12 protein-coding genes are annotated in these 16,247 nt (G+C 72.2%); 1 reads left to right on the forward strand and 11 read right to left on the reverse strand.

Translation table 11 applies throughout. The features are described from left to right. The 3 genes from ABS772_RS09995 to ABS772_RS10005 all read right to left on the reverse strand — a co-directional run. A partial coding sequence (locus ABS772_RS09995; RefSeq protein WP_350394156.1) for a transglutaminase family protein occupies positions 1–718 on the reverse strand: 718 nt, incomplete at its 3' end. Beyond that, entirely contained in the window at positions 715–3,255 is a 2,541-nt protein-coding gene (locus ABS772_RS10000) for a circularly permuted type 2 ATP-grasp protein (RefSeq protein WP_350394158.1), read from the reverse strand. The genes ABS772_RS09995 and ABS772_RS10000, both read right to left, overlap by 4 nt. Then, positions 3,252–6,536 carry a transglutaminase family protein gene (locus ABS772_RS10005; RefSeq protein WP_350394161.1) on the reverse strand — a complete coding sequence of 1,095 codons (3,285 nt, stop codon included), beginning with the start codon at positions 6,534–6,536 and terminating at the stop codon, positions 3,252–3,254. Before ABS772_RS10005 ends, ABS772_RS10000 begins: the two co-directional genes overlap by 4 nt. Positions 6,537–6,791: 255 nt before the next feature. Here ABS772_RS10005 and ABS772_RS10010 point away from each other — a divergent pair, with 255 nt between their 5' ends. After that, entirely contained in the window at positions 6,792–7,952 is a 1,161-nt protein-coding gene (locus tag ABS772_RS10010) for a zinc-binding metallopeptidase family protein (RefSeq protein WP_350394163.1), read from the forward strand. Positions 7,953–8,175: 223 nt separating this feature from the next. Here ABS772_RS10010 and ABS772_RS10015 read toward each other — a convergent pair whose 3' ends face one another. From ABS772_RS10015 to ABS772_RS10050, 8 genes are all read right to left on the reverse strand, one after another. Then, positions 8,176–8,865 carry a DUF2147 domain-containing protein gene (locus ABS772_RS10015; RefSeq protein WP_350394165.1) on the reverse strand — a complete coding sequence of 230 codons (690 nt, stop codon included), beginning with the start codon at positions 8,863–8,865 and terminating at the stop codon, positions 8,176–8,178. Positions 8,866–9,141: 276 nt separating this feature from the next. Continuing rightward, complete coding sequence (locus ABS772_RS10020; protein WP_238256971.1) at positions 9,142–9,351, reverse strand: hypothetical protein; 210 nt, start codon at positions 9,349–9,351, stop codon at positions 9,142–9,144. 321 nt (positions 9,352–9,672) lie between these two features. Continuing rightward, a complete protein-coding gene (locus ABS772_RS10025; protein ID WP_350394166.1) occupies positions 9,673–11,055 on the reverse strand; it encodes an FAD/NAD(P)-binding protein in 1,383 nt (460 codons plus the stop codon). A 35-nt stretch (positions 11,056–11,090) separates the two neighbouring features. Further along, a complete protein-coding gene (locus ABS772_RS10030) occupies positions 11,091–12,053 on the reverse strand; it encodes an aliphatic sulfonate ABC transporter substrate-binding protein (protein WP_350394167.1) in 963 nt (320 codons plus the stop codon). A 152-nt stretch (positions 12,054–12,205) separates the two neighbouring features. Beyond that, positions 12,206–13,180: a sulfonate ABC transporter substrate-binding protein gene (locus ABS772_RS10035; protein ID WP_350394169.1), complete on the reverse strand. Its 975-nt coding sequence runs from the start codon at positions 13,178–13,180 to the stop codon at positions 12,206–12,208. A gap of 13 nt (positions 13,181–13,193) precedes the next feature. After that, positions 13,194–14,369: an FMNH2-dependent alkanesulfonate monooxygenase gene (gene ssuD, locus ABS772_RS10040; protein ID WP_350394171.1), complete on the reverse strand. Its 1,176-nt coding sequence runs from the start codon at positions 14,367–14,369 to the stop codon at positions 13,194–13,196. A 31-nt stretch (positions 14,370–14,400) separates the two neighbouring features. After that, positions 14,401–15,189, reverse strand: a complete 789-nt coding sequence (locus ABS772_RS10045; protein WP_350394173.1) for an ATP-binding cassette domain-containing protein — start codon at positions 15,187–15,189, stop codon at positions 14,401–14,403. A 187-nt stretch (positions 15,190–15,376) separates the two neighbouring features. Next, the gene (locus ABS772_RS10050; protein WP_350394175.1) at positions 15,377–16,237 is read right to left on the reverse strand and encodes an ABC transporter permease subunit; all 861 of its coding nucleotides are present in this window, start codon (positions 16,235–16,237) and stop codon (positions 15,377–15,379) included. Positions 16,238–16,247 lie beyond the last annotated feature (10 nt).

Below are 16,247 nucleotides of genomic sequence, written 5' to 3' on the forward strand. Positions count from 1 at the left end.
CGCCCTCGTCCGCGCCGCACCAGAGCGCGACCCAGGCGTGGCTGGCATCGGCGCCGCGCAGGCGCGGGCGGCCGGGCGGCGGCCGGGTGCGCAGGTAGCCGCTGACATAGGCCGCCGGCAGGCCGAGCCCGCGCAGACCCGCGATCATCACGTGGGCGAAGTCCTGGCAGACGCCCGCCCTGAGGGTGAAGGCCTCCGCCAGGGGCGTCGAGACGGTGGTCGCCTTGGCGTCGAAGCGGAAGTCGTCGCGGATGCGGTGCATCAGCTCGACCGCCGCCCCGTAGGCGCTGCGCCCGGGCGAAAAACTTTTCCGGGCGTAATCCGTCACCTCGGCCACGAGCGGCACCCGCTGGCTCGGAAACTGGAAATGCGCCGGCCCGTCCGGCCCGAGGGAGGGCAGCGCCAGGGCGGCCGCCCGCACCGCCTCCCAGGCGGGTCCGGCCTCGGGCGGCGGCGGGGCCGGCCGCGCCACGGCGACCCGAGAGACGGCCTCGACCGCGAATTCGCGGTGCGGCTCGTCGAGGGTCAGCGTCAGCGTGTCGAGGCCGAAGAAGTCGCGCCGCTCCAGGCGGCGGGTCGGCTCGGGCGCGACGTGCAGCGCGCTCTCCAGCACCCGCTGTCCGTCGCCGTCGCGGGGGCGCAGGCGCAGGTTGCAGCGCGCGAAGCGGACGGTCCGGGCGTAGCGGTAGGTCGTCAGGTGCCGCAGGGTGTAGATCAAGCGAGACCCGTGAGCTTCTCCGGCCGCAGGGCGTCGGGGCCGTTGGGGAAGTAGCGGCCGGCGATGCGGTCGGCGAGGGCCTCCAGATCGGTCTCGAACCGCTCCAGAGCCTCGGCATCGAGCGCGGCGGCCTCCGCGGTCTGGAGCGTGACCGCGAGCGCCAGCGCCCGGCGGCGGTGCGGCTCGGGCAGCCCGTCGGCGGCCAGCGCCGGCAGGGCGTCGAGATGGGCGGTGATCGCCTGGAGCTGGTAGGCGACGGAGCGGGGATTGTTGGGGTCGAGCACCGCCATGTCGCAGACCGCGTCCCGGCTCACGCCGACGAGGTAGCGGGCACCGTAGGCGATCTGCGAATCGGCCAGGGAGAGCATCACGCCGAGATCCTCGGCGCTCGCGTCCGGGCCGCAGAAGCGCAGGGCGAAGCCGCAGGTGTTGATCGCCCGCTCGATGCGCCGGCCCATATCGGCGAAGCGCCAGCCGGCGGCGTGGCCCATATTCTCGTGCAGCAGGCCGGAGAGCGCGGCGAGGTGGCCGAGCGCCCGCTCGGCCTTGCCGAAGAGCTGGGCCTCGGTCGGCGTCCAGCCCTCGGCATAGACCAGGGTGTCGCGCAGGTCGGCCAGCGCCCGCCAGGATTCCGCCGGCAGCCGCTCGCGCAGGGACGCGGCGATGCGCCGGGCTTCCATCACGTGGGCGAGGCCCGAGCCGAAGACCGTCTTGCCGGACAGCGCTTCCTGGGCGAGCGCCGCCGGGGCGAGGTCGGCCGCGCTCACCGAGTCCCACTCCTTCAGCAGCGCGCGGATGGCGCGCGCCGTCGGCGCCCCCTCCTCGCCGCAGGCGTCGGCGGCGACCGCCTCGGTGAACACGCCGAGATGGGCCTGGACGAGGCGGATCACCGCCTCCGCCCGCTCCAGGTAGCGCCCGAACCAGAACAGGTTGTCGGCCGCCCGCGACGGCAGGTGGCCGGCGATGCGGCGGATGCGCGGGGCGCTGGTGTGCAGGAGGGTCGGCGTGTCGACCGGCGTGTCGGACAGGACCCAGACATCCGCCGAGCGGATGCCGGCGCGCATCTCGGTCGGGTCGGCGCCGTCGCGCTCGGCGACGCGGCAGAAGGCGCTCGGCAGCACCCGCCAGCCCTCCGGCGTGGCAGCGGCGAAGACGCGCATGACGAAGGGCCGGGGCACCAGGCGTCCGTCCTGCCAGGCGGGCATGGTCGAGAGCGGCGCGGGCTCCTGCGCCACCCAGTCGAACGGGCGCTCGCGCAAGGAGGCCACGGCGCGGGCGCGGGCGGCGTCGAGGACGGGGCCGGCGAGCATCGCGTCGCGCTCGGGACCGCGCAGCGGCGTCGCCGCGGGGCGCAGCGTCAGGTGGTCGAGATTGGCGAGCGCGTGGGCCAGACCCTCGGGATCGCCGCACCACCACGTGCGGGGGCCGGCGAGCTGCAGTTCCTCGCCGGTGAGGCGCCGGGCGATGGCCGGCAGGTAGGGCCCGAGCGCGGCCGATTCGAGCACGCCGGAACCCGGCATGTTGCCGACCACCGTCCCGCCCCGACGCAGCACCTGGAGGATGCCGGGCACGCCGAGGCGCGAATCCGAGCGCAGCTCCATCGGGTCGAGGTAGTCGGCATCGATCCGCCGCCACACCGCGTCGGTGCGCTTGAGCCCGGCGATGGTGCGCACGTGCAGGAGACCGTCGCGCACTACGAGGTCGTCGCCCTCCACCAGGAGGAAGCCGAGATAGCGGGCGAGCGCGGCCTGCTCGACATAGGTGCTGCTGTAGGGGCCCGACGTGAGCAGGCAGATGCGCGGGTCGCTGCGCTCGCACGACGCGGCGAGGCCGGCGCGGAAGGCCTGGAAGAAGCCGGGCAGGCGCTCGACGTGGAGGTCTGCGAAGAGATCCGGGAAGGCGCGGGCGAGCACCATCCGGTTCTCCAGCGCGTAGCCGAGGCCGGAGGGCGCCTGCGTGCGGTCGGCCAGGACCTGCCAGCGCCCGTCCGGCCCGCGGCCGACATCCGCGGCGTAGATCGGCAGCCAGCGCCCGCCGGGGGGCGCGATGCCGTGGACGGGCCGCAGGAATTCGGGATGCCCGGCCACCACCCCCGCGGGCAGAAAGCCTTCCGCGACGAGCCGGCCGGCGCCGTAGATGTCGGCGACGATGCGCTCCATCAGTCCGGCGCGCTGGACGATGCCGGCCGACAGCTCCGCCCAGTCGGCGGCGTCGATGACGAGGGGCAGCGATCCGAGCGGCCAGGGATGCTCGCGCCCGTCGCCGTAGACCCGGTAGGAGATGCCCGCGTCGCGGATGTGCCGCTCGGCGGAGAGGAAGCGGGCGGCGACCTCCCGGTCGTCGAGCCGGGCGAGGCGTTCGAGGAAGCGCGGCCAGCCGCCGCGCAGAGTCCCGTCCGCATCCATCAGCGCGTCGGCGAGGCCGGGCCGGGGCGCGTACGCTTCCGTCCAGCGGCGCATGCGCGCGGCCGGATCCTCGGCCGCCGCGTCAGGGTCGGGCCGGGCGGGCCCGTCCGCGAGGGCGGCCGAAGCGGTCATCGCGGGGCGGGCGTGCGCAGGTCGAGGGTCAGGGGGAAGTCGCCGGTGCGCTCCTCGGCCGGCATCGCGACGCGGCCGGGGGTGTGGCCCATGGCCTCGAACCGGGCGAGGCGGCGCCCCTCCGCCTCGTAGGCGTTGACCGGGAAGCTCTCGTAATTGCGCCCGCCCGGATGGCTCACATGGTAGCGACAGCCGCCGAGCGAGCGGCCGCTCCAGGCATCCAGGATGTCGAAGGTGAGCGGCCCGTGCGGCGGGATCGTCGGGTGCAGCGAGGAAGCGGGCTGCCACGCCTTGAAGCGCAGGCCCGCGACCGCCTCGCCGCTGGCGCCGGTCGCGGTCATCGGCAGGCGCCGGCCGTTGCAGGCGATCACGTGCCGGCCGGGGACATAGCCCTCGACCTTCACCTGAAGCCGCTCGACGGATGCGTCCACGAAGCGCACGGTTCCCCCGGCGGTCCCTTCTTCGCCCAGCACGTGCCAGGGCTCCAGCGCCTGGCGCAGTTCGAGGCTCACGCCGCCCTGCTCCACCCGGCCGAAGACGGGGAAGCGGAACGCGGCCTGCGCCGCGAAGGCCTGAGGGTCGAAGTCGTAGCCGCCGGCGCGCAGGTCTTCCAGCACGGAGAGGAAGTCGGCCCAGAGGAAATGCGGCAGCATGAAGCGATCGTGCAGGGCCGTGCCCCAGCGGACACAGCCGCCCGTCTGCGGCTCGCGCCAGAGCCACGCGACGATGGCGCGCAAGAGCACCTGCTGCGCGAGGCTCATGCGCGCGTCCGGCGGCATCTCGAAGGAGCGGAATTCGAGGAGGCCGAGGCGCCCCGTCGGCCCGTCCGGCGAGAACAGCTTGTCGATGCAGATCTCAGCCCGGTGGGTGTTGCCGGTCACGTCGGCGAGGATGTTGCGGAACAGCCGGTCGACCAGCCAGTGCGGGATGTTGGCCTCGTCCGGCCCCGGCACCTGGGCGAGTGCGATCTCCAGTTCGTAGAGCCCGTCATGGCGCGCCTCGTCCATGCGCGGCGCCTGACTCGTCGGGCCGACATAGAGGCCGGCGAACAGGTAGGACAGGCAGGGATGCCGCTGCCAGAACAGCACGAGGCTCTTCAGCAGGTCCGGCCGGCGCAGGAACGGCGAGTCGGCGGGGCTCGCGCCGCCGAGCACGACGTGGTTGCCGCCCCCCGTGCCGGTATGGCGCCCGTCGATCATGAATTTCTCGGCGCAGAGGCGGGTCTGCCGCGCCTCCTCGTAGAGGCCGGTGGTGATGTCCACCGCCTCGCGCCAGGAGCCGGCGGGGTGGACGTTGACCTCGATCACGCCGGGATCGGGCGTGACCTTGATGACCGAGAGGCGCGGATCGTAGGGCGGCTCGTAGCCTTCGATATGGATCGGCTGGCCCACGGCTTCCGCGGCGCGCTCCAGATGCCCGACGAGGTCGAGATACTCGTCCGCCCGCTCCAGCGGCGGCATGAACACGCAGAGCACGCCGTCGCGGGGCTCGACCGCGAGCGCGGTGCGCACCGCCACGCCCTCCAGGCCGGCCCCGTTGTCACGGTCCGATCCCTTGGGCAGCGGCGCGTCCTTGGGTCCGCCGGGCTCGGCGGGCAGGTCGCCGCGGGCCTCCATCGGATCCTGCGGGTGGTAATAGGGGTAGGAATCCGGCGGCACATATGGAAGCGAGCCGAGCGGCAGGCGGAAGCCCATCGGCGAATCGCCGGGGCTGAGATAGGCGCCGCCGCGGCGGAAGGTCCATCCTTCGGAGATCCAGGCGCGGCCGCCGTCCACGGCGAGGTTGGCCAGCGGCAGGACGTAGCCGACGGGGGTGTCGAGGCCGCGCCCGAACACCCGTTGGAAGCGGGCATCGGCCTCCAGGCTGCCGGTCTGCGGCGCCGCGGTCGTGACGTTGACCGGCAACTCGCTCTCGCGGTTCTTCCAGTAGACCGCGTCCTCGTAGGCCGGGAAGACGAAGCGGGCGAGTTCGAGCCGCTCGGCCAAGGCGCGGATCAGCCGCTCGGCATCCGCGATGGAGGCCGTCTTCGGCCCGTCCTCCACCGCGATCAGGTCGGCGTTCTTCCAGACCGGCACGCCGTCCTTGCGCCAGTACAGGGCGAAGGCCCAGCGCGGCAGGCTCTCGCCGGGATACCACTTGCCCTGGCCGTAATGCAGCATGCCGCCCGGCGCGAAGCGGTCGCGCAGGCGCCGGACCAGCGTGTCGGCGAGGCCCCGTTTGGTCGGGCCGACGGCGGCGACGTTCCATTCGGGCGATTCGAAATCGTCCACCGAGACGAAGGTCGGCTCGCCGCCCATGGTCAGGCGCACGTCCTGCGCGGCGAGATCCGCGTCGACCCGCTCGCCGAGCGCATCCATCGCCGCCCAGACCTCGTCGGAGAACGGCTTGGTGATCCGCGGGGCTTCCGCCACGCGGCTGATCGTCATCTCGTAGGCGAACTCGACCTTGGCCGGCTCGGCGAGGCCCGAGATCGGCGCGGCGGCGTTGTAGTGGGCGGTGGCAACCAGCGGGATGTGCCCCTCGCCGGTGAGCAGGCCGGAGGTGGCGTCGAAGCCGATCCAGCCGGCGCCGGGCAGGTAGACCTCGGCCCAGGCGTGCAGGTCGGTGAAGTCGGTGGTGGTGCCGGCCGGGCCGTCGACGGCGGTGGTGTCGGGCACGAGCTGGATCAGGTAGCCCGAGACGAAGCGGGCGGCGAAGCCGAGCCGGCGCAGCACCTGCACCAGCAGCCACGCGGAATCGCGGCAGGAGCCGCTCTTGAGCGTCAGCGTCTCGGCGGCGGTCTGCACGCCGGGCTCCATCCGGACGCCGTAGGCGACGTGCGCGCGCACCCGCTCGTTCAGCGCCACGAGGAAGCTGACCGTGTGGGTCTCGTCGGGCACCTCGGCGAGGAAGGCGTCGATCTCCGGTCCCTGCGCCTCGTCGAGGACGAGGTAGGGCGCGAGCGCGACCTTCAGATCCGCCTCGTAATCGAAGGGGCGGCGCTCGGCATAGGGCTCGACGAAGAAGTCGAACGGGTTGATGACCGCGAGGTCGGCGGTGAGATCGACCTCGACGCGGAACTCCGTGGTCTTCTCCGGAAAGACGAGGCGGGCGAGCCAGTTGCCGGCTGGGTCCTGCTGCCAGTTGATGAAGTGGTTCTCCGGGCTCACCTTCAGCGCGTAGGCCGGTACCTTGGTCCGGGCATGCGGGGCCGGGCGCAGGCGGATGGTCTGCGGCCCCAGCGCGATCGGCCGGTCGTAGCGGTAATGCGTGACGTGGTGCAGGGCGGCTTGGATCGACACGGAGGCTCCGGGAACGTTGTCGTGAGGTCTCTCGGCACGATGAGATGCGGTGCGCGCTGCCGCAGGCCGCCCGCCTTATACATCCCAACGCCGCGGGATGGAGCGCCCGAAAAAAGCAAGAAGCGTGCAGCGGCCCGGCGGAGGGGCGGTGCGGAACTTCGTCGGGCTCACGACCTTGGTTGGTGCGGGCCGCGCGAGCGAGGGCACGGTCCGGTTCTTGTCTGGTCCCCGCAACGGACGGAGCGGGCCCTCTTCATGAAGATTTTCCAGTGTCAGGCCTGCGACCAGCCGGTCTCCTTCGAGAGCACGGTCTGCGAGAGCTGCGAGCGCCGGCTCGGCTATGTCTGCGACCGGCACGAGGTCTCGGCCCTGGAGCCCTGCGGCGAGGACGGGCGCGGCGCCCTCTTCCGCGCCTACGCCCATCCGGGGCGCAAGTACCGCTTCTGCGCCAACGCCGCCCACGACGCCTGCAACTGGATGGTGCCGGAGGATTCGCCCGAGACCTACTGCGTCACCTGCCGCCACAACCGCGTCGTTCCGGACCTGAGCGTGCCGGCCAACCTCGACCGCTGGCGCCAGATCGAGGCGGCCAAGCACCGGCTGTTCTACTCGCTCCTGCGCCTCGACCTGCCGCTGGTGACGCGGGCGGAGTATTCCGACGGCCTCGCCTTCGACTTCCTCGCCGAGTCCGCCGGGCCGCCGGTGATGACGGGCCATCTCGACGGGCTCATTACGCTGTCCATCGCCGAGGCGGACGACGTCGAGCGGGAGCGCCGGCGCAAGCTGTTCGGCGAGTATTACCGCACCCTGCTCGGCCACTTCCGGCACGAGATCGGGCATTATTTCTGGAACCTGCTGGTGCGCTTCGACGCGAGCCTGCCGTCCTTCCGCGCCCTGTTCGGCGACGAGAGCCTCGATTACGGCGCCGCGCTTCGGCGCCATCACGCCCAGGGTCCGCCCGCCGACTGGCAGGAATCCTTCGTCTCGGCCTACGCCACCGCGCATCCCTGGGAGGATTTCGCCGAGACCTTCGCCCACTACCTGCACATCATCGACACGCTGGAGACCGGCAGCGCCTTCGAGATCCGCCTGCGGCCGAAGCTGCGCGGCGCGGCCGAGCCGGCCGTGGCCTCGACCTGCGTCGATTTCGATCCCTACGAGACGCCGGATTTCGAGCGGGTGATCGAGGCGTGGATCCCGCTCACCTACGCGGTGAACTCGCTCAACCGCTCCATGGGCCAGCCGCCGCTCTACCCGTTCAAGCTGACGCCCGCGGTGATCGCCAAGCTCGCCTTCGTGCACGAGCGGATCTACGCCGCGCGCAGCCCCGGCGGCCTCTCGGACGAGGCAAGCGGCGAGATGCTGAAGGCAGTGATCGCCGGTCTGCGCCAGCGCGTGGCGACCCCGACGGCGTGATGGTCTTTGCCGGACTCTTTGGTCCCGCCCCCGTCATTCCGGGGCGCTGACAAGCGAACCCGGAATCCATGACTGGCCGCCACGCCATTCGTCAGCGTCGCATCTCGGATGGATTCCGGGTTCCGCGTTGCGGCCCCGGAATGACGGCGGGGGATGCTTTGAGAGCGCGCCCAGTAAACCCGCAGGCGCAGCCCTGACGCGGCCTCTTCAGCCGTGGGGCGGATTACTGCGCCGGAGCCGCGGCGGCCGGAGCCTTCGGCGCGGCGGGCTTCGGCGCCGGCTTGGCGGCGGGCGCCGGGCCGGTGGTGCCGGTGGCGGCGGGGCCGTTGGCGGTCGCGCCGGGGGCGGGCTTGGGCGCCCACTCGGCGTCGGCGCGGGGGCCGTTCGCGCCGTTGGTCGGGCCGGTGAGCTGGCCCGGCAGCGTGTCGCCGACCCGCTTCCAGGTCTGCGACTGGCACAGGAAGGCGATCAGGCAGCCCTTGACCGTCAGCTCCTCCGGCTCATCCGACCAGATCGTGACGTCGTAGAACTTGCCGTCCTCGGCGTTGTAGATCTTGCCCTCGTAATGGGCGTCCTCGTTCAGCTTGAGGCCGAGGATGAGCTGATGGCCGAGCGAGGCGCGGGCGCGCTTCTTCGGATCGGGGTTGCGGAAATCGACCCGCGGCTTGCCCTCGTCGTTGAGCGGGGTCTTCAGCCACACCGCGTAGCCGCACAGGTTCTTCTCCTGCGGGCCGCACTTCTCGACGCGGATGCGGGCCTTGCCGTCCTGCGTCAGCCACGTGCCGCTCGGGTCATGCTGGGGCGCGGCGGCCGAGGCGGGACCCGCCGACAGGGCCCCCAGGGCCGTGAAGCCGGCGGCGACGGCCGCGGCGCGGAGGAAAGGCGCGCGGGCACCAATCGGTCCGAAGATCATGCAATCATCCCCACTCGGGTGCGGCGGCGAGTGCTGGCCGCACCGTTCATCCTGTCGACCGGGCCGTCCACTCACGGACCGTTGCCCCTTCGCCGCAGCCATCGAATCGGAAGGTGACCGGATCATGGCCGCCGCGGGGCGGTTCCCGCGCAATTCGCCGGTGTTTGCGCGGCCCGGCTGAGCCGACCATGCGAACGGCCCTTGCGAGCGGCGCATGCGAAAAGGGCCGGCGTCCCTGGCACCGGCCCTTTCGGACTAACCCTGTCGGACCGCGTCTTACTCGGCCGGGGTGACGTCGGCGGTGAAGTGGCCGCACCAATCCTTGGAGGCGACCACCGGCCAGAGGCCGTTGCCCTGCGGGTCGGGCTGGCTCACCGGCGGGTTGTAGCGGCACAGGCCCTGATCGCCCGACGCCTGGGCGCCGTTCGTCTTGTGCTCGTCGAAGAAGCGGCAGCTCTGGCAGGCGGCGTTGCTCGAGGTGGCCATGATCTCTCTCCGGTTTCGTTCGGTCGTCGGCTGGCGGTCTCCGTCCCGAGCCCGGCGGCTCCGGGCCTCCCGCCGTCACGGTTCTTAATTAGAACAAGTCCAAACTCGTGTCCAGTTCTTTAGAACGATTCCGATTTATGAGCCGGCGGCGGAAACGCCGGTCGCCGCACGGCGGGAAACGGCAGGCGAGACAGGGATTTGCGGCGGGAGGCGTCGGGGCCGGGGCGCCCGAGACGGGGATCAGCCGATGTCACGAACGCGTGAAGCGGCGGGGAGCCGCGGCTCTCCGCCGCTTCAGGACAAAGGGGAGGATGGTATTCGTCAGGCCGCGGCGGCGCGGTCCAAGTCGGCGGCGACGAGGCTGGCGAGGTCCGCCGCCTCGTTGCGGATGTCCGGCACGGCGGTGCATTCCCACAGGACGCCGCGCAGGAGCGGCCCGAGGATCCAGAGCGGTCCCCCGCCCTCCCCGGCCGATCCGCCGAGGGCCCGGTAATCGACGCCGGCATCGAGGCCGAGCCCGAACGGTCCGGGGCGCACGAGACCCCGCTCGAGCAGGCGGTGCAGCAGCGGATCGCGGCTTTCGTTGAGACGCCCGAAGCCGGTGGCGTCGATGATCGCCTGGACGGCGAGGCGCTCCGGGCGCTCCGCCCCGCGCAGGCGCAGCGTCACCACCGCCCGCGCCGCCTCGTCCTCGACGGCGAGCAGGCGCCCGGCCCGTACCGTCAGCGCGCCGCGGGCGATCTCGTCGGCGATGATCCGCGCGGTGGGCGGGGCGGTGCGGTGGCGGTGCACGTCCCAGAACGGACGCAGGTGGCGCTGGAAGCGGGCCTGCTCGCGCGGCGGCAGGCTGCGCCAGATCGTGTCGGTGAGCGGACGCAGGGCGTCGACGACGCCGTGCCAGCCGACGCCCGCCTGCGCCGCCCGCGCCACCTCCCCGCGGATGCGGGCGACGAGCCGCCTCAGGGTGGCGAAGTCGGCCTGTGTCAGGTCCGGGGCGGGCCAGGGGGCGGCGGGGGCGTGGGCGTTCGGCAGCAGGCCGCGGCGCGACAGGGCGAGGATGGCGCCGGAAAAGCCCTGCGCCCGCAGGCTCGCCACCGCATCGAGCATGGTGAGGCCGGTTCCGACGATGAGGACCGGCGCGTGCGCGTGCAGGCGCCCGAAGCGCTCGGGCGCCCAGGGATCGAGGCTGTGGCGGCTCCTGCCTGCCGCCGTCGCGAGGTTGCCCATGGCGAGCACGGCGCCAGCGACGCGGTGGCTCTGCCCGCCCTCGGTGCGGAGCAGGAAGCCGTCGGCCCGCGGTTCGAGGTCGATCACCGCGTCGTTGACGAGTCGCAGGCGCGGTGCCCCCGGCCCGGTGACGGCCGCCTTCAGCAGGTCGGTGAGGTAGCTGCCGTAATGACCCCGCGCCACGAAGGTGCCGGCCGGGGTCCTGACCACGCCCTCCCCGAGGTCGGCGCCGGCGAGCCACTCCTCGAAATGGCCCGGCCGGTCGGGGAAGGCGCTCATGTTGGCGGCGCGCACGTTGAGCAGGTGGGCCGGGTTGCCGGTGCCGTAGGCGAGCCCGCGGGCGAAGCTCCCCGACCGCTCGCACAGCAGCACCGGCCGCTCCGGCGGCAGGACGGAGAGGAGCTGGAGCGCGGCCATGGTGCCGCTGAACCCCGCGCCGATCACCGCGACGGGGGGCAGGCTCGCCTGACGGGTCATCCTGAACGTTCCTGCGCTCGCTCCCCTTCAGTACCTCAGCGCGTCGGCGGATCCCAGACCGGAAGCGCCGCGGCATCGACGGCGCGCGGCAGGAGCCCTTCGGCGCGGAAGGCGTCGGCGATGGTCTGCTGCTCGGACAGGCCCTCGCGGCTCACCGGCTCGACCCGGTAGGAGCGGCGGGTATTGGCCCGTTTCACGACCTCGGGCTCGATCTTCCACAGGGCGGCCAGCCGCGCGGCGGCCGCGTCCGGGTTGGCCTTCACCCAGATGCCGGCCTCGCGCAGCTTGGCGACGAGGAGGGTCAGGACGTCGGCGCGCTTCTCCGCGTAGGCGTCGGAGGCGAGGTAGTAGCGCTTGTAGGAAGAGAGGCCGGTGCCGTCCCGCAGGATGCGCGCCCCGGCCTGGATCTGCGCGGCGGAGAGGAACGGGTCCCACGCCACCCAGGCATCGACGCTGCCGCCGGCCAGCGCGCTGCGCCCGTCCGCCGGGGTGAGGTAGGCCGGGGTGATGCTCTTGAACGGCAGCCCCTCTGCCTTCAGCGCGGCAAGCAGCAGGTAGTGGCTGCCGGCGCCCTTGGTGACGGCGACCTTGCGGCCCTTCAGGTCGGCCACGGTCTTCAACGGGGAATCGCCCGGCACCAGGATCGCTTGCGCCTCCGGCGAGGCCGCCTCCTGCGCGATGTAGGTGATCCTGGCATTCGCGCCTTGCGCGAAGACCGGCACGGTGTCGGCGACGTCCGCCGAGACGTCGATGCGGCCGACATTGAGCGCCTCCATGATCGGCAGGCCGCTGGTGAATTCGTGCCAGGAGACGGTGACGCCGAGCGGCTTCAGGGCCGTCTCAAGACTGGCGTCCTCGCGCAGGAGCGCGATCAGCGCCGAGGAGCGCTGGTAGCCGATGCGCAGGGTGGATTCCTCCGCCTCCGCCGGCGACCGGCCGAGGCTGAGACCGAGCGCGAGGCCGGCGAGGACGAGGCGGGTGGCGGACCGGCGGTTCATGGGGGGCTTTTCGTTTTTTTGGAGGAGGCCGATGGGCGGCATGTCCCCTCCCCCTTGCGGGGAGGGATTCGGGGTGGGGGTGGTTCAGAACGAGGCGGAGCGGTGCCTTCTGCGCCACCCCCACGAGGGGGGAGGAGAGAACCGCGAACCGATCAGCTTCCCGGCTTGCGCACGGCCCCGGCGATGTCGACGGTCCTCGGCACGAGCTTGAGGCCGTGGAAGGTGTCGGCGATGCGCTGCTGTTCTTTCGTCACCGCCTCGTCGAGGGGGCGGATGCCGAAGGTCTGGCGCTTGAGCGCGACGGCGAGGATCGGCGCCGGGATGCCGACCGATGGGGCAAGTTCCTTCGCCACCGCGTCGGTGTTGTCCTTGGCCCAGTCATCGATCTCGGCGATGGCCGCGACGATGGCGTCGAGCGCCGGGCCGTTCTCGGCGGCGAAGGTCTTGGACGAGAGATAGAACTGGTGGTTCGGCACGAGGCCGGTGCCGTCGGCGAGCACCCGGGCGTTGCCGCCCGCTTCGGCCGCGGCGAAGAACGGGTCCCAGATCACCCAGGCATCGACGGCGCCGCGCTCGAAGGCCGCCCGCGCATCGGCGGGGGCGAGGTAGGCGACGGTGATGTCGTCCAGCGTCAGGCCCGCGGCCTCGACGGCGCGCACGAGCAGGTAGTGGACGTTCGAGCCCTTGTTGAACGCGACCTTCTTGCCCCGCAGGTCGGCGACCGACTGGATCGGACTGTTCTTGGGCACCAGGATCGCCTCGCCCCTCGGCGCGGCCGGTTCGTGGGCCACGTAGACGAGCGCGTCGCTGGCGGCCTGAGCGAAGATCGGCGGGGTCTCGCCCGCCGAGCCGAAATCGACCGCGCCGGCATTCAGCGCCTCCATCAGCGGCGGGCCGGAGGGGAACTCCGACCACTGCACCCGGTAGCCGAGCGCCTTCAGCTTCGGCTCCAGGTTGCCGCGGCCCTTCAGCAGGACCAGGGTGCCGTATTTCTGGTAGCCGATCCGCACCGTGCGCTCGTCGGCATGGGCCGCGAGCGTCAGGCTCGCGAAGATCAGCGCGGCGAGCGCCAGCCACAGGCGCGGCAGCAGCGCGGGCGCAACGAGGGCGCGGGGGCGGTTCGTCATCGAAGCCTCCCGATCAATGCGCGCCGACGCGGCGGGCCGGCACGATGTCGTTGGCGATCACCTCGCCGAACGGGCCGTTGTTGCGGGCGGTGCTCGGGGCGGTGCCGGTGGTGGCGCGCAGGGGGAGCTTGGGGAAGACCAGTTCGGCGAAGCGGTAGGCCTCCTCCAGATGCGGGTAGCCGGAGAGGATGAAGCGGTCGATGCCGAGATCGATGTACTCCTTCATCCGGTCGGCGACCTGATCCGCCGAGCCGACCAGGGCCGTGCCCGCGCCGCCGCGCACGAGGCCGACGCCGGCCCAGAGGTTGGGCGAGACGACGAGCTTGCTCCGGTCGCCGCCGTGGAGCGCCATCATCCGGCTCTGGCCGACGGAATCCTGGCGCTTCAGGGTGGCCTGCGCCTGGGCGATGGTGGCGTCGTCGAGTTTCGAGATCAGCCGGTCGGCCGCATCCCACGCCTCGCCTTCCGTCTCGCGCACGATCACGTGCAGGCGGATGCCGTAGGAGAAGGTTTTGCCTTTTCGCTCCGCCGCCTCGCGGGCGCGAGAAATCTTCTCGGCGACACCGGCGGGCGGCTCGCCCCAGGTGAGGTAGACCTCGCAATGCTCGGCCGCGACCTCGATCCCGGCGGGCGAGGAGCCGCCGAAATAGAGCGGCGGATAGGGCGCCTGGACTGGGCGGAAGATCACCCGGCCGTTCTCGGTGCGCAGGTGGCGCCCCTCGAAATTCACGGTCTCGCCGGCCATCAGCCCGCGCCAGATATGCAAAAACTCGTCGGTGACGGCGTAGCGCTCGTCGTGATCGAGGAAGACGCCGTCGCCCTTGAGCTCGACCGGATCACCCCCGGTCACGACGTTGATGAGCAGGCGCCCGTCCGAGATCCGGTCGAGGGTGGCGGCCATGCGCGCGGCGACCGCCGGCTCCTGCAGGCCGGGGCGCACGGCGACGAGGAAGCGCAGCCGCTGCGTCAGGGGGGCCAGCGCCGAGGCGACGACCCAGGAATCCTCGCAGGAGCGGCCGGTCGGCAGCAGCACGCCGTAATAGCCGAGGTCGTCCGCCGCCTGCGCGATCTGGCGGAGATAGGGCAGCGAGACGTCGCGGGCGCCGTCCGAGGCGCCGAGATAGCGGCCGTCGCCGTGGGTGGGCAGGAACCAGAGAACGTCGGTCTTGCCGTCGGTCTGGGCGGTCATGGGGTACGCTCCGAGAATTACGGAAAGGAAATCAGGCGCCCCGGCCGAGGAGCCGGTCGAGGATGCGGCCTTCGAGTTCGGCCAAGGCCGCATCGCCGCGGCGGCGGGGGCGCGGCACGTCCACCTCGACGTCGAGGGCGATGGCGCCCTCCTCGACCACGAGGATGCGGTCGGCCATCGCCACCGCCTCGCCGACGTCGTGGGTGACGAGGATCGCGGTGAAGCCCTGCGCCTCCCAGATCCGCTCGATCATCGCCTGCATTTCGATGCGGGTGAGCGCGTCGAGCGCGCCCAGGGGCTCGTCCAGCGCGAGAAGCGAGGGGCGGCTGACGAGCGCGCGGGCCAGCGCCACCCGCTGGCGCTGGCCGCCGGACAGGGTCGCCGGCCAGTTGCCGGCCTTTTCCGCCAACCCGACCTCGTCGAGGACGGCGAGCGCCCGGGCGCGCCGCTCGGCGCGGGGCGTGTCGCGCCCGAGCCCGACGGCGACGTTGTCGGCGACCCGCGCCCAGGGCAGCAGCCGCGGCTCCTGGAACATGATCTTTTTCGACTGCCCTGCGCCCTTGCCTGCACCGCCGTTGATCGTCACGCGGCCGGCGCTCGGCTCTTCGAGGCCGAGGATCAGGCGCAGCAGGGTGCTCTTGCCGCAGCCCGAGCGGCCGACCACGGCCACGAACTGGCCGGCGGGCACGTGCAGGTCGAGTCCGCGGATGACGGGGGCGCCCCCGTCGAAGCTTTTCGAGAGGCCGCGCAGGGTGATGGCGAGGCCGGCGTCGCGCGGGCTGCGGTCGGGCGTCTCGGCGAGGCGGAGAGCGGCGGTCATGGCGGAACTCTTCTCGATGGGTCGGTGGTCCGGCCTCTCATCCCATCCATTGCCCTCATCCTGAGGTGCCGCGTGAGCGGCCTCGAAGGAGGGTTCCAGAGATCGCGAGCGGGCTGGAACCCTCCTTCGAGGCTTCGCTGCGCTCCGCACCTCAGGATGAGGGGGGATTGATGGGAGGGCTCGGGTCTCAGGCGTTGCGGTAGGCCGGGTTCCAGGCGAGGCAGGTGCGCTCCAGCGCCCGCGTCAGGCTGTCGGCGAGCTTGCCGAGCGCGGCGTAGATCAGGATCGCCAGCACCACGACATCGACCAGCATGAACTCGCGCGCCTGCATCGCCATGTAGCCGAGGCCGGAATTGGCGGAGATCGTCTCGGCGACGATGAGCGTCAGCCACATGATGCCGAGGGCGTAGCGGATGCCGACGAAGATCGAGGGGAGCGCGCCCGGCAGCACCACGCGCCGGAACAGTTCGCGCCGGTTCATGCCGTAGACCCGGCCCATCTCGATCAGCTGCGGATCGACCGAGCGGATGCCGTGCAGGGTGTTGGCGTAGACGGGGAAGAACACGCCGAGCGCCACGAGGAAGAGCTTGGCCCCCTCGTCGATGCCGAACCACAGGATCACCAGCGGGATCAGCGACAGGTGGGGGATGTTGCGCACCATCTGCAGCGTGGTGTCGGTGAGCTTTTCCGAGAGGTTGGACAGCCCGTTGGCGAGGCCGAAGGAGAGGCCGATGCCGCCGCCGATGAGGAAGCCGGCGGCGGCGCGGGCGAAGCTGACCCAGAGGTTCTCCCAGAGCTCGCCGGTCTGGGCGAGGCGCCAGCCGGCGGCGGCGACGTCGAGGGGGGCCGGCATGAACCGGGTCGAGACGAGCCCGAGGGAGGCCGCCGCCTGCCAGCCGGCGATGACGAGGGTCGGCAGCAGCCAGGGCAGCAGCTTCGCCGTCGGCAGGCGCACGGGCTTGCCCAGGGGCTCTCGCTTGAGCGGCGCTGCGGCCTCGGCGCGGCGCGCGCGGACGGGGAGCGATCGGATCGCGGCGGAATCGGCCATGGTTGGGCTC

The sequence above is a fragment of the Methylorubrum podarium genome (assembly GCF_040270385.1).
Taxonomy (GTDB): Bacteria; Pseudomonadota; Alphaproteobacteria; order Rhizobiales; family Beijerinckiaceae; genus Methylobacterium; species Methylobacterium podarium.

Coding starts and splice junctions, on each gene's coding strand:
- ABS772_RS10000 (WP_350394158.1), bottom strand. CDS start 3,255: ATGACCGCTTCGGCCGCCCTCGCGGACGGGCCCGCCCGGCCCGACCCT.
- ABS772_RS10010 (WP_350394163.1), top strand. CDS start 6,792: ATGAAGATTTTCCAGTGTCAGGCCTGCGACCAGCCGGTCTCCTTCGAG.
- ABS772_RS10015 (WP_350394165.1), bottom strand. CDS start 8,865: ATGATCTTCGGACCGATTGGTGCCCGCGCGCCTTTCCTCCGCGCCGCG.
- ABS772_RS10020 (WP_238256971.1), bottom strand. CDS start 9,351: ATGGCCACCTCGAGCAACGCCGCCTGCCAGAGCTGCCGCTTCTTCGAC.
- ABS772_RS10025 (WP_350394166.1), bottom strand. CDS start 11,055: ATGACCCGTCAGGCGAGCCTGCCCCCCGTCGCGGTGATCGGCGCGGGG.
- ABS772_RS10030 (WP_350394167.1), bottom strand. CDS start 12,053: ATGAACCGCCGGTCCGCCACCCGCCTCGTCCTCGCCGGCCTCGCGCTC.
- ABS772_RS10035 (WP_350394169.1), bottom strand. CDS start 13,180: ATGACGAACCGCCCCCGCGCCCTCGTTGCGCCCGCGCTGCTGCCGCGC.
- ssuD (WP_350394171.1), bottom strand. CDS start 14,369: ATGACCGCCCAGACCGACGGCAAGACCGACGTTCTCTGGTTCCTGCCC.
- ABS772_RS10045 (WP_350394173.1), bottom strand. CDS start 15,189: ATGACCGCCGCTCTCCGCCTCGCCGAGACGCCCGACCGCAGCCCGCGC.
- ABS772_RS10050 (WP_350394175.1), bottom strand. CDS start 16,237: ATGGCCGATTCCGCCGCGATCCGATCGCTCCCCGTCCGCGCGCGCCGC.